The following is a 12,009-nucleotide window of genomic DNA, read 5'->3' as shown; positions in this document are numbered from 1 at the left end:
TCGACATGAATGGCCCCCACTCCGGCAGCGAAGCCGCCAACCTGATTGCCCGCCTGGACTGGTCGGCCACTCCCCTCGGAGAATCCGGCCACTGGCCCCAGAGCCTGCGCACCGCCGTGGACATCGTGATCCATTCGCCGATGCCGATGCTGCTGCTGTGGGGCGCCGAGCTGACGCAGATCTACAACGACGGCTTCGCCCTGCTGGCGGGCAACAAGCACCCCAGTGCCTTCGGCCACCCGGCGCACCTGACCTGGCCGGAACTGATGGACTTCACCGACCCGATCTACCGCGCCGTGCTCAACGGCCAGGTGCGCACCTTCAGCGAACAGCGCTTCAGCCTGCAACGCACCAACGGCAGCGAATACGACCTGTGGCTGGACCTGACCTACAGCCCGATCCGCAACGAACGCGGCGACGTCGCCGGAATCCTGGTCACCGCCATCGAGACCAACGAGCGCCGGCGCATCGCCCTGGAACTGCAGCAGCGCTCCGACGACAGCCTGCGCGCCCAGCACGAGACCGAAGAGCGCCTGCAACTGGCCCTGGCCGCCACCGACGCGGTGGGCACCTGGGATTGGGACATCGGCGAAGACCGCTTCATCGCCGACGCGCATTTCGCCCAGTTGCACAGCGTCGATCCGCAGCAGTCCCGGCAACTGCCCATCAGCGAATACCTCAAGGGCGTGCACCCGGAGGACCGCGGCATGGTGGCCCGGGGCATCAAGCATTGCATCACCCACGGCACCGAATACGCCGAGGAGTACCGCCTGCAACTGGCCGACGGCCAGCTGCGCTGGGTGTTCGCCCGAGGCCGCTGCTACAAGGACCACCATGGCCGGCCGACGCGTTTTCTCGGCGCGGCCCTGGACCTCACCGAACGCAAGCAGATGGAACAGGCGCTGCGCCAGAGCCAGACCGAGCTGCAACTGATCATCAATGCCATGCCCGTGCTGATCGGCTATGTCGACCACGAGGAACGCTTTCGCCTGAACAACAGCGCCTACCTGGACTGGTACGGCCTGACCCCGCAAGAGCTGTACGGCAAGAGCATCCGCGAAGTGGTCGGCGACGAGATCTACGCCACTCGCGCCGAGAACATCAAGGCCGCACTGGCCGGCAAGCCGTGCAGCTTCGAGGCCAACTCGCCGCACCGCGACGGCCGGCCGCGCCATGCCCTGATGAAGTACCTGCCGCGTTACGGCGCCGACGGCGCGATCAATGGTTTCTACATCTTTGTCATCGACGAAACCGAGCGCCGGCAGACCGAAGAAGCCCTGCGCAATCTCAACGAAACCCTGGAGGAACGGGTCAACCAGCGGACCGAGGCCCTGGCCACTGCCAACCAGCGCCTGCAGAACGAAATGTTCGAGCGCGAACGCGCCGAAGATGCCCTGCGCCATGCGCAGAAGATGGAAGCCGTGGGCCAGCTCACCGGCGGCATCGCCCACGACTTCAACAACATGCTCACCGGCATCATCGGCAGCCTGGACCTGATGCAGCGCTATATCGACAACGGCCGCGGCGCCGAGATCGGCCGCTTCACCGAAGCGGCCATGTCCTCGGCCAAACGCGCGGCGTCCCTGACCCACCGCCTGCTGGCGTTCTCCCGGCGCCAGTCCCTGGACCGCCAGCCCCTGGACCCAAACCAGCTGGTGCGCTCGCTGCAAGAGCTGTTCAACCACACCAAGGGCGAGCACATCGAGCTGCAGATGCAATTGGCGGACGGCGTGTGGCCGGTGAACACCGACGCCAGCCAGTTGGAAAATGCCCTGCTCAACCTGGTGATCAACGCCCGCGACGCCATGCCCGACGGCGGCAGGCTGCTGATCGAAACCGCCAACAGCTACCTCGACGGCAGCGACATCAGCACCCTGGAACCGGTCCAGGCCGGAGACTACGTGATGCTCGGCGTCAGCGACAACGGCGCCGGCATGAGCCCGCGGATCCTGGCCAAGGCCTTCGACCCGTTCTTCACCACCAAGCCCATCGGCCAGGGCACGGGCCTGGGGCTGTCGATGATCTACGGCTTCGCCCAGCAGTCCGGCGGCCACGTGACCATCAGCAGCGAACCGGACCAGGGCACCTGCGTGCGCCTGTACCTGCCAAGGCTGTTCGCCGCACCACTGGACAGCGCCGAACCCGCCACCCTCAACCAGGCGCCCCAGGCCATCGCCGGGGAAACCGTGGTGGTGGTGGAAGACGACCCGGCAGTGCGCATGCTGGTGCTCAATGTCCTCGCCGAACTGGGCTACCGCGCCTTCGAGGCCGAAGATGCGCGCAGCGCCCTGCCCTTGCTGGAATCGCCGATGCGCGTCGATCTGCTGGTGACCGATGTCGGCCTGCCGGGCATGAATGGCCGGCAACTGGCGGAGATCGCACGCCAGCAGCGGCCCGGGCTCAAGGTGCTGTTCATGACCGGCTACGCGGAAAAGGCGGCCGAGCGCCAGGGCTTCCTGGAGCCGGGCATGGACCTGATGGCCAAGCCGTTTTCCATTGAAGAAATGGCCCAGAAGATTCGTCAGATGATCGGCCACGCGCCCTGAATTCAGGCATAATCCGCGGCCGCCGATTTCCCGCTACAAGGTCACCCGCCCATGAAAGCCCAAGCCCGCCACATCCTGGTGAAAACCGCCGAAGAGGCTGAACAGCTCAAGCAGCGCATCGCCAAGGGTGAAGCCTTCGACGTACTGGCGAAGAAATACTCCACCTGCCCATCCGGCAAGCGCGGCGGCGACCTGGGGGAAGTGCGCCCGGGGCAGATGGTCGGTGCCATCGACCAGGTCATTTTCAAGAAGCCCCTGCGCACCGTGCATGGCCCGATCAAGAGCAAGTTCGGCTATCACCTGGTGCAAGTCTTCTTCCGCGACTGACTCCGGGCCCTGCAGGAACTGGCTTGCCAGCGAAGGCGCCCGCAAGGTCAACGCACGGTTCAATGGCTTCTTCGCCGGCAAGCCGGCTCCTACAACCTCTCCCTGCCCTGTAGGAGCTGGCTTGCCAGCGAAGGCGCACGCAAGGTCAACGCACGGTTCAATGGCGGGGTATCAGGGCGCCGGGATGCTGGATGACCTGGCTCGCCAGCCGGTGCCCGGCCTCTGCCGCTTGCACCGGGCTGCCGCCCAGCAGGCGCCGGGCCAGATAGGCTGCGCTGAACGAATCCCCGGCCGCCGTGGTGTCCACTACCTGCTCCACCCGCTGGGCCGGCACCTCGAAAGCACCGCCCGCCACGCGAATCAGGCAGGGCTCGGCGCCCCGCTTGAGCACCACTTCCGGAATGCCCTGATACGCCGCGAACACCGCTTCGGCATCCGCATAGGCAAACAGCGCTTGCTCATCCTCCAGGGTCAGCAATGCCAGATCCACCTGGGGCAATACTTCGCGGTACGCCGCCCGGGCCTGTTCGACCGACGCCCACAGGCGCGGCCGGTAGTTGTTGTCGAAGACTATCAGCGCCTGGCGCTGGCGCGCCTCGGCCAGGGTCTGCAACAACTTCCCGCGCCCCACCTCCCCCAGCACCGCCAGGGTGATGCCGCTGAAATACAGCACATCGTAATGCTTCAGCGCTTCAAGGATCGGCCCGGCCGCCGCCGTGGTAAAGCAGTCGCGCACTGCCGCCTCGTTGCGCCAGTAGAGAAAGCGCCGCTCGCCCCGGGCGTCAGTCTGGATGCAATACAGCCCAGGCAGGCGCCCCGGCAAGCGCTGCACCCGCTCCAGGCCGATGCCCTCCGCCGCCCACCCCTGGCACATGGCATCACTGAAGCTGTCATCGCCCAGGGCGGTGACGTAATCCACCCGCCCGGCCTCGCCCAATTCCCGCGCGAGGTACACCGCGGCGTTCAGGGTGTCGCCGCCAAAGCTCTGTTGCAGGCTGCCGTCATGATGCTGCTGCAGCTCGATCATGCATTCGCCGATGGCCGCGATGCGTTTCTTCCTGTCCATGTTCCTGACCTCCCCTCAAAGCACATTCCACCGGGTAGGAGCTGGCTTGCCAGCGAAGGCGCCCGCACGGCCTGCACCTCATCCAGAGGCCTCTTCGCCGGCGAGCCGGCTCCTACAAAACCTGCATACCTCCTGCCCCGTAGGAGCTGGCTTGCCAGCGAAGGCGTCCGCACGGCCTGCGCACCATCCAGAGGCCTCTTCGCCGGCAAGCCGGCTCCTACAGACCCAACATCTCCCCAGCCCCGTAGGAGCTGGCTTGCCAGAGAAGACGTCCGCACGGCCTGCGCACCATCCAGAGGCCTCTTCGCCGGCGAGCCGGCTCCTGCAGACCCTGCATATCCCCGGCTCCGGCGATCAGAAACAGGTTTCCAGGTTCTCGATCACCTGCAGGCGCTCATCCACCAGCAACCCGGTGCGCCATTTGTCGAAGGTCAGGCAGGGGTGCGAAGTACCGAAGGAAATGATGTCGCCAATGCGCAACTCCACTCCCGGCGCCACCGTGAGAAACGCATGCTGGTCCATCACCGCAGTGACCTTGCACGCCCCCACGTCATCCCCGGCACAGGCCTGGGCCCCGGCGCGATAACGCCGCAGCGGCACCGGCAAGCCGGCGTCATAGGCCACATCGCGCTTGCCCAGGGCCACCACGGCAAAGCCCGGCTCCGGCAGCGACTGCACATGGGCCCAGACCTCCATGGCCGGGCGCAGGCCCTCCTCCAGGTCGGCGCGGCGATCCAGCACGCAGCACTGCGCCTCTTTATAGATGCCATGGTCATGAGCCACGTAACTGCCCGGGCGCAGCACACTGAGGAAGCGGCCCTTGGCGTTGTGGGTCTCGAAGGATTCGGCAATCAGGTCATACCAGGCTGACCCCGAGGCAGTGATAATCGGCCGCTCGATGGCGAACAGCCCGTCGTTGTGCAGGTCCACCGCCAGGCGCACCAGGGAGTCGGCGAACTGGCGGATGCCGCTGATGGCCTGATCGCCATGGATCACCCCTTCATAACCTTCGATACCGCACAGCGCCAGGGCCGGCTGCGCCTGGATCGCCTTGGCCAGGGCCAGCACCTCTTGCTCGGTGCGGCAACCGCAACGCCCACCGACCACGCCGTACTCGATCATCACCTTGAGCGTGACCCCACGCTGGGCGAAAAACGCCCCCAGGTCGGCGACGCTGTCCGGGTGATCGACCATGCAATAGAAATCGAAATCCGGGTCCGCCAGCAGCTCGGCGATCAGCGCCATGTTCGGCGCCCCCACCAACTGGTTGGCCATCAACACCCGGCGCACGCCATGGGCATAGGCAGCGCGAGTCTGTACCGCAGTGGCCAGGGTGATGCCCCAGGCGCCGGCGTCCAACTGCCGCTGAAACAGCGCGGGCATCATGCTGGTCTTGCCGTGGGGCGCCAGCTCGGCACCGCTGTCACTGACGAACTTCTGCATCCAGCGGATGTTGTGTTCCAGGGCCTCGCGGTGCAGCACCAGGGCCGGCAGGCTGACGTCTTGCAACAGGCTCGCGCCCTGGGCAGCGGCGCCCTTTTCCACCAGTGGCAGGTTCAATACGGAAGACATCTTGGCACTCCTTATCAAGGCAGCTGCGCACAGCCGCGAAACAGTCATCAATCGTTGATACGCCGGGCCAGACGGTTGGCGCTGTCGATCAGCACCCGGCGATATTGCTGGTAATTGCGCTGGGCATCGGCCCTGGGCGCGACGATGCAGAGCGTGCAGATGCACACGCCGTGCTCATCGCGCACCGGTGCGGCAAAACAATGGGTAAAGGTGTCGGCCACGCTGTCGAAGGAAAAGAACCCATCCTCGGTGGCCTGGCGGATTTGCTTGAGAAACGTCTCCAAGGGCAGACGCTCACCGTCGGGCAGAACGAAGTCCCGTTCATCGATCAGGTCGACAATCTGCCCATCGCTCAAATGCCCCAATAGCAACCGCCCGGAAGCGGTCCAGGGAATCGGCGCGTTCTCGCCGATATTCGAGGAAATGCGGAAGTGCCGCTCGCCCTCCTTCATCAGCGCCACCGTGTATTTGCGCCCGTTGAGCAGGCACATCTGCGCGGTTTCCTGGGTCTGGCGGACGATTTCCTGCAAGGCCTGATCGGCCTCGCGGCTCAGGTCGAAATGACGCAAATGGGCCTGACCGAGAAAGTACAACTGGCGGCCCAGGTACACATGCCCCTCCTGGCCCACCGGTTCCAGTACCCGCCGCTCCAGCAGGGAAGCCACCAACTCATAGACCGTGGACTTGGGGCCGCCAATGCCCTTGGCGATATCGTTGGGCCGCAACGGCTGGCCGACCTCCTTGAGGAAATCGAGAATATCGAACGCCCGATCCAGGCCCTTGGCCCGACGCTTGATGTTGTCTTCGCTCATCTACCTGCGCCCCCTCTATCGACCCGTAGGAGCCGGCTTGCCGGCGAGGAGGCCCTCAAGCCTTGTGCCACCCTCAGGGGCGCCTTCGCTGGCAAGCCAGCTCCTACAGGCCAGCGCCTACACGTGGCCATCAGGCCTTCTTCTTGTAGGCCACACAATCGATCTCGACCTTGCAATCCACCATCATGCTGGCCTGCACACAGGCCCGGGCCGGCGCGTGTTCGGGCTTGAAGTACTCACCGAACACCTTGTTGAAACTCCAGAAATCCCGCGGGTCTTCCAGCCACACGCCAACCCGCACCACATCCTCCAGGCCATACCCGGCCTCTTCGAGAATGGCCACCAGATTGCGCAGCGTCTGATGCGTCTGCTCGACGATCCCACCGTGAATGATCTCGCCATCCAGCGCCGGCACCTGGCCGGACACATGCAGCCAGCCATCGGCCTCGACCGCGCGAGCGAAAGGACGCGGCTGGCCACCGCCTGCGGTGCTACCGGTGCCGTAACGGGTGATGCTCATGAGAGGTTCTCCTGGTTGAAGGCTGAGCAGACAAGACCACCCTCGGGAAAACAAAGGCGGCCTGGGCCACACAGCAATAATTCCGCTACAACGGAATTAAATATCAAATAACGGAATAAATTCCGCAGGAGTGTGCCATGGGGAGCACGGAACATGACAGGGGGGTCAGAACGATCGGGCCGGGAGCGACCATGGATCGGCCGTCCAGTTGCACGGCAAACCCGAAAACCATCCCACCCCCACAGCCCCTCGTGCTTACGCCTTGAACGTCAGGATCGGCGAAAACCGCGCAATCACCGACACCGTGCCCTCTTCCACCTGGGACTGGATCACCTGGCCAATTTCCTTGTAGGCCCCCGGTGCTTCTTCGATCATCCGCTCTTCCTTGGTGGTGATGCACTCCACGCCCTGCAGGCCGAGGAAGGCCTTGTCCTTCTTGGCCTTGAACACCACCTCGCTGCGCGACATGGAGCGCCCGGCGCCGTGGCTGGCCGAGCGCAACCAGCGTTCGTTGCCCAGCCCGGTGAGCAGGTAGGAGTCATGCCCCATGCTCCCCGGAATCAGCAGCGGCTGCCCGGCATAGGCTGGTGTGGCGCCTTTGCGGTGGACGTTGCCGCCTTCCTCGCGCAGTACGATGTTGTGCGGTACATCGACAATCAGCGGCGCTTCGATGCCCGCGCCGAACACCTGCCGAGTGCGCTGGCGCACCATTTCGGCGATCAGTGCGCGGTTGGCGTCGGCGTAGTGCGCGGCGCTGTGCATGGCCAGCAGGTACTCATCGGCCATCTCGCCAAACAGGGCGAATATCTTCGAATCGGGATGCTTGATCCCGGCCGGCCACAGGGCCTTGGCCTTGTCCATCCAGCGTCGGCCTACATAGAAGCCCACGTCGCGAGAGCCGGTGTGGATCATCATCACCACCTGCCCCACGGACAGGCCCTGGGCGAAGCAGGCCTGGCGATCCACCAGTTCGGTGACCACCTGGATCTCGACAAAGTGATTACCACCGCCCAGGGAACCCAGGCCCGGGTCGCGAAGGATCTTGCGCGAAAGGTCCTGCAGGGCCTCCGGTGCATAGTCGGCGCTGCCGCGGGCAAAGGACGACTCATGCAGGCCCGAAAGCTCACGCTGCAACTGGGCGAAATCCGCCCCGGCAAACAGCCCGATCGGGTCCTGTTGCTGTACCTGAGCCCAGAAATCCCCCAGCCCCGAAGCAAACAGCGCGCTCATGGCCGTGGGGCTGGTGGGAATATTGCGCGTGCCTTCCAGCAGATCGCCACGCACCAGGGCGGTCCACTTGGCCTTTTGCGCCATGAACTGCTCGTAGTTCAGCCCCAGCTTGTGCAGGCGCATGCCGCAATTGATGTCGGTGCCGATGGCTTGCGGCACCACCATGTCGTGGCTGGTGACGATCACGCTGCCCACCGGAATCGGGCTGCCGGTATGGAAATCCGGCGTGGCGCAGGCGCACTTCACTTCGCCGCCATGGGGGTGGGCGACCTTGGCGAAATCCATCAGTTGCAGGATGGCTTTCTCTTCGATGGCAAAACTGTCGGGCAGCAGCAGATCCACCTTGAGGCCGGCGTCATTGGTGGACGAGATAGAGAGGGAATTGGAATTCAGGCGTTCGATGGCCACCCCGGAACGGGCGAGCTTGTGCTGAATTCTTTTCAGAGGAGTCTTGGTCATTTTTCAACTGCTTTTCTTGGACGCAACAAAACAACCACCCTTTTGGTGGCTGGAATTGTCTGGTCAGCAGCGAAACTTAGACGGCGCGGATAATGGGGGAATGACGCTGTGGATGTAAATAGCCGGGGAGAAATTATTTAAGGAGGCGCCTGGCGAGACGCCTTCGCCAGCAAGCGGGCTCCTACAGAGCTGCGTGGGGTCAGAAGTTGAAGCGCACGCCCTTGATCTGCACCTTCTGCGCCTGGCAGTTGGCGGCCTGTTCGGCATGTGCGCCTTGCGCCAGCAACCGTCTTCGCGAGCAAGCTCGCGCCTGCAACGGCGGCAGGCGGGCCAGGGTCTGCTGCCAGAGGAAGCGGCCCTGGGCATAGCTCTGGGTCTTGAGCCGTAGTAACTGCTAAGGCCCCGGCGCATGCCGAGACCCTGAACGATGAAACCGCTCAACGATAACTCATCGTCAAGGTCGCCATCCCACGGACCGTTCCTGGGGTGACTCGCGAAGCGGTCTGGACATAACGCGCGGTCAGGGGAATGTCGTAGCTCGAGACCCCTGCGGAGATATTCCCCGCCCACCATCGATTGACAGAGCCCGAACCGTAGCCGAGAACAGTCGCTCCCTTGAGGATCTGCAAACCCACTCCCGAGGCAGTCGACCCGGCGCTCAGCGACAAGGTGCTGCCCTGGTTAGCCCCGTTGTTCACATCTATGAACGAGACATAAGCCCCGATCGAAGCCCCGGCATCCCCTCCCGAACATGACAGGTTGATTTTGAAGGGCACCGCTTTGGAGGTACTCCCCACTCCGGAAAAGGTCATGTTCGATGTTCGCCCCAGGGGCACTGAAATCTGCGAGCTGGACACACTGCAGGTGGGCACCCTGAGCTGCACCGTCACTGCGCTTTTACCGCTGGTGTAGACCGTCCAGCCTTTGGAGTTGCAGATACCAACGCAGTTGAACGCAACGTTCACCAACCCGTTACCAGCCAAGGTCCCACTCTGGATGTCGCCGATCTTTATGATTTCCAGCCACATCGATTGCTTGTAGACATCACCCTTGACCCATCTGAGTTTTACGGATGACTTTCCGCTCCCCACCAGATACTGGCTGGACCCGGACTGATTTTCACGCCATCTCCATTTGGCGTTCCACCTGAATCCGACTCCAGGCACGTTGCTCGAGTAGACGTTGTAGTAACCGGGGGCCAGCGTAGCGCCTTGAAGCTTGTAGACCATGGGCTCGGAACTGAATATTTGCGGCCATGGATCCCTCATCATCGAGTCCACCTCTGCGGTGGTCGCAATGACGTCGCCATTCATGGTTCCTGCACTGATGTAAATGCTGGCAGGCAACTGAATGATCGATGACTCGGGAGAGAACTCCCCGCCGGCATACGCCGGCCCCTCACCCCATAGCGACAACACCAGGACAAGAGCCGAGAGCAGAAGGTTGCGCTTCATGAAAGTACGGTGCCTGTTCAAATGTCCACGACGTTTGGCGCTCTTTCCACTGAGGACGAGGCGACCCAAACTTCGACTTTAAGCCCCCCCCATCACGGCACCTATCAGCCCGAACACAGAACGTTGTCGATAAATCCTCAGAAGCCAAGGACTTATCCTACAAAGCGCTGTTGCAGGGGTCAGCCCCACGCCAACGACAGCAGCCCTCCCCCTTGCCCAGCAACGAGATGTTCCATTGAGTCGCTGAAATCGGGCTATTCTGCGCGCCCTCCAATACTCATTCGCCTCAGCAAGGACAGCTGCCCATGACCCGCGCCATTACCCTTGTCTGCGACAATTTCGCCGACTGGGAAACCGCCCTGATCAACGCCACCGGCCGTGGCTACTATGGCTTCGACTGCCGTTACGCTTCCCCCAAGGGCGCCATCGTGACCTCCATGGGCGGCCTGCGGGTGACCCCGGACCTGGCGTTGGAAGATATTCGTCTGGATGAGGTGGACCTCTTGATGGTCTGCGGCGGGACGGTCTGGCAAAGCCCCCAGGCGCCGGATATCCGCGAACTGCTACGCGCGGCCAAGGAACGCAAGGTGGTCCTCGCCGGCATCTGCGACGGCACCCGCGAACTGGCCCGGGCCGGGGTGCTGGACCAGCTCAAGCACACCTCCAATTCGGCGGACAACCTGCTGGCGGTGGGTTATGCCGGCGCCGCGCACTACCAGGATGTGCCCCATGCGGTAGCGGACCAGCGCGTGATCACCGCCCCGGGCAGCGCTCCAGTGAGTTTCATGGCACAGATTCTCGGCACCCTGGGCATCAGCGACGACAACCTGACCTTCTACCTGGGCCTGCACGCCGCCGAGCACCGCCAGCAAGCCTGACCCTCCCCTGTAGGAGCCGGCTTGCCGGCGAAGGCGATCTCCCGGCCGCCTTGGCTGGCAAGCCAGCGCCTACGCAAGGTAGTGGGTGGGCGGCAGTGCGGGCGTGTAGCCGTGGATTATTTCACCAGTCGAAAATCCCGGTGGCCCAACCAGGCCGCAAAGTCCGCAGCGCTGAAAATGCTCTCGCCCTCATGCTCGATGATCGCCAGCCCCGCCAGAAATTCGCTGTCCCGGGTGTAGGCACGGATGCTGGCGCCGAAGGCCAGTACGCCATCCAGGTGACGGGCCAAGGCCAGCGCCGCCTGCCCTAGGCGCTGGTGATCCGCCTGGTCTTTATCCATGGCCGCCAGGCTCAGAATGTCTTCAGGGAGCCATCCCAGTTGCCCGGCCAGCCCGGCATATTCCGCCAGTTCCCCTGGATATTCGGCCCCCACCCCAAACAGCATGGGGCTACCGCCAATGAAGAACGAGCTCGTACCGGCCCAGGGTTGATCCGCAATTGCGGCCAGACAGGCCCGCACCCGGTTTTCGAGCAAGCCATCGATCTGGCGCGCTAAAAGCACCCTGACAGTCGGCCCGGCCATTGAGTCACCTCCTCCAGCGCACCGCATCCGCATCAGGGATAACAGGCGAGCCCTTGTTCGCTGCATCAGCAGGCATCAATGCTCAAGCCCCCTGCCGGTCAGTGCATTCACCGGACCGGGAGGATAAAAGCCCGTGGTGCAATAGCCAAGCTCAGCGCCTGGAACCATTGACCCCCAACACCTCTTCCAACCGCTTCGCCTCGCCCTCCGTCAACAAGGGCGCAGGCGGTTGGACAAGGCGCTGGCTGGACAGGGCGGGCACCGGGGCCGTTGGTTGGGCCGCCTTCGCAGTACGGGTGCGGCTCGCGCTGCTTTGCGGGTACAGCGCTTCATCCAGGCATTTGTCGCGCATGCCCTGGCTGGACAGGCCGTGGCAACCGGTGCCGTTGGACAGGGCGCGGGCGCCGCAGGTGGCCTTGCTGTCGGGGTCCTTGAGGTCGATGCAGCCCAGGGAACCAAAGCCATGGCCCAGTACCGAGGCGGGATCTTCGGCGCAAGCTGCGCCGGCACACAGGAACAGGGAGGTCAGCACAAGTGCATTTCGCATAGGGGCGCGTCCAT

The 12,009-nt window shown here is 63.8% G+C and carries 11 protein-coding genes; 3 read left to right on the top strand and 8 right to left on the bottom strand.

The window, feature by feature from the left end:
* Positions 1 to 5 precede the first annotated feature (5 nt).
* Both AC1RCO_RS02810 and AC1RCO_RS02805 read left to right on the top strand, forming a co-directional pair.
* Positions 6 to 2,546: a hybrid sensor histidine kinase/response regulator gene (locus tag AC1RCO_RS02810; protein ID WP_492617352.1), complete on the top strand. Its 2,541-nt coding sequence runs from the start codon at positions 6 to 8 to the stop codon at positions 2,544 to 2,546.
* A gap of 51 nt (positions 2,547 to 2,597) precedes the next feature.
* Positions 2,598 to 2,873: a peptidylprolyl isomerase gene (locus AC1RCO_RS02805; protein ID WP_011061856.1), complete on the top strand. Its 276-nt coding sequence runs from the start codon at positions 2,598 to 2,600 to the stop codon at positions 2,871 to 2,873.
* Positions 2,874 to 3,030: 157 nt separating this feature from the next.
* Here the strand turns inward: AC1RCO_RS02805 and AC1RCO_RS02800 are convergent, their stop codons facing one another.
* From AC1RCO_RS02800 to AC1RCO_RS02775, 6 genes are all read right to left on the bottom strand, one after another.
* Positions 3,031 to 3,939: a sugar kinase gene (locus AC1RCO_RS02800; protein ID WP_492617351.1), complete on the bottom strand. Its 909-nt coding sequence runs from the start codon at positions 3,937 to 3,939 to the stop codon at positions 3,031 to 3,033.
* Between the two features lie 354 nt (positions 3,940 to 4,293).
* Positions 4,294 to 5,511, bottom strand: coding sequence for an amino acid deaminase (locus AC1RCO_RS02795; RefSeq protein ID WP_492617350.1), 1,218 nt, complete (start codon positions 5,509 to 5,511; stop codon positions 4,294 to 4,296).
* A 47-nt stretch (positions 5,512 to 5,558) separates the two neighbouring features.
* Positions 5,559 to 6,323, bottom strand: a complete 765-nt coding sequence (locus AC1RCO_RS02790; protein WP_011061859.1) for an IclR family transcriptional regulator — start codon at positions 6,321 to 6,323, stop codon at positions 5,559 to 5,561.
* A 130-nt stretch (positions 6,324 to 6,453) separates the two neighbouring features.
* Complete coding sequence (locus AC1RCO_RS02785; protein WP_011061860.1) at positions 6,454 to 6,843, bottom strand: RidA family protein; 390 nt, start codon at positions 6,841 to 6,843, stop codon at positions 6,454 to 6,456.
* 255 nt (positions 6,844 to 7,098) lie between these two features.
* Entirely contained in the window at positions 7,099 to 8,532 is a 1,434-nt protein-coding gene (locus tag AC1RCO_RS02780; protein ID WP_019095389.1) for an RtcB family protein, read from the bottom strand.
* Positions 8,533 to 8,969: 437 nt separating this feature from the next.
* Positions 8,970 to 9,986: a fimbrial protein gene (locus tag AC1RCO_RS02775; protein ID WP_492617349.1), complete on the bottom strand. Its 1,017-nt coding sequence runs from the start codon at positions 9,984 to 9,986 to the stop codon at positions 8,970 to 8,972.
* A 305-nt stretch (positions 9,987 to 10,291) separates the two neighbouring features.
* Here AC1RCO_RS02775 and AC1RCO_RS02770 point away from each other — a divergent pair, with 305 nt between their 5' ends.
* Positions 10,292 to 10,864: a type 1 glutamine amidotransferase family protein gene (locus tag AC1RCO_RS02770; RefSeq protein ID WP_342402972.1), complete on the top strand. Its 573-nt coding sequence runs from the start codon at positions 10,292 to 10,294 to the stop codon at positions 10,862 to 10,864.
* A 116-nt stretch (positions 10,865 to 10,980) separates the two neighbouring features.
* Here AC1RCO_RS02770 and AC1RCO_RS02765 read toward each other — a convergent pair whose 3' ends face one another.
* Together AC1RCO_RS02765 and AC1RCO_RS02760 are read right to left on the bottom strand one after the other, a co-directional pair.
* Positions 10,981 to 11,448, bottom strand: coding sequence for a DUF6368 family protein (locus AC1RCO_RS02765; protein ID WP_492617348.1), 468 nt, complete (start codon positions 11,446 to 11,448; stop codon positions 10,981 to 10,983).
* A gap of 151 nt (positions 11,449 to 11,599) precedes the next feature.
* Positions 11,600 to 11,995, bottom strand: coding sequence for a hypothetical protein (locus AC1RCO_RS02760; protein ID WP_065364310.1), 396 nt, complete (start codon positions 11,993 to 11,995; stop codon positions 11,600 to 11,602).
* Positions 11,996 to 12,009: the final 14 nt, after the last annotated feature.

The organism is Pseudomonas sp. GW823-FHT03E05 (genome assembly GCF_058796855.1).
This window is presented reverse-complemented; position numbering and strand designations above follow the sequence as displayed.

Bases quoted from the DNA above. Each gene is read 5' to 3' on its own strand.
- AC1RCO_RS02790 (WP_011061859.1), bottom strand. From the start codon at position 6,323: ATGAGCGAAGACAACATCAAGCGTCGGGCCAAGGGCCTGGATCGGGCG.
- AC1RCO_RS02800 (WP_492617351.1), bottom strand. From the start codon at position 3,939: ATGGACAGGAAGAAACGCATCGCGGCCATCGGCGAATGCATGATCGAG.
- AC1RCO_RS02760 (WP_065364310.1), bottom strand. From the start codon at position 11,995: ATGCGAAATGCACTTGTGCTGACCTCCCTGTTCCTGTGTGCCGGCGCA.
- AC1RCO_RS02770 (WP_342402972.1), top strand. From the start codon at position 10,292: ATGACCCGCGCCATTACCCTTGTCTGCGACAATTTCGCCGACTGGGAA.
- AC1RCO_RS02805 (WP_011061856.1), top strand. From the start codon at position 2,598: ATGAAAGCCCAAGCCCGCCACATCCTGGTGAAAACCGCCGAAGAGGCT.
- AC1RCO_RS02810 (WP_492617352.1), top strand. From the start codon at position 6: ATGAATGGCCCCCACTCCGGCAGCGAAGCCGCCAACCTGATTGCCCGC.
- AC1RCO_RS02795 (WP_492617350.1), bottom strand. From the start codon at position 5,511: ATGTCTTCCGTATTGAACCTGCCACTGGTGGAAAAGGGCGCCGCTGCC.
- AC1RCO_RS02780 (WP_019095389.1), bottom strand. From the start codon at position 8,532: ATGACCAAGACTCCTCTGAAAAGAATTCAGCACAAGCTCGCCCGTTCC.
- AC1RCO_RS02775 (WP_492617349.1), bottom strand. From the start codon at position 9,986: ATGAAGCGCAACCTTCTGCTCTCGGCTCTTGTCCTGGTGTTGTCGCTA.
- AC1RCO_RS02785 (WP_011061860.1), bottom strand. From the start codon at position 6,843: ATGAGCATCACCCGTTACGGCACCGGTAGCACCGCAGGCGGTGGCCAG.
- AC1RCO_RS02765 (WP_492617348.1), bottom strand. From the start codon at position 11,448: ATGGCCGGGCCGACTGTCAGGGTGCTTTTAGCGCGCCAGATCGATGGC.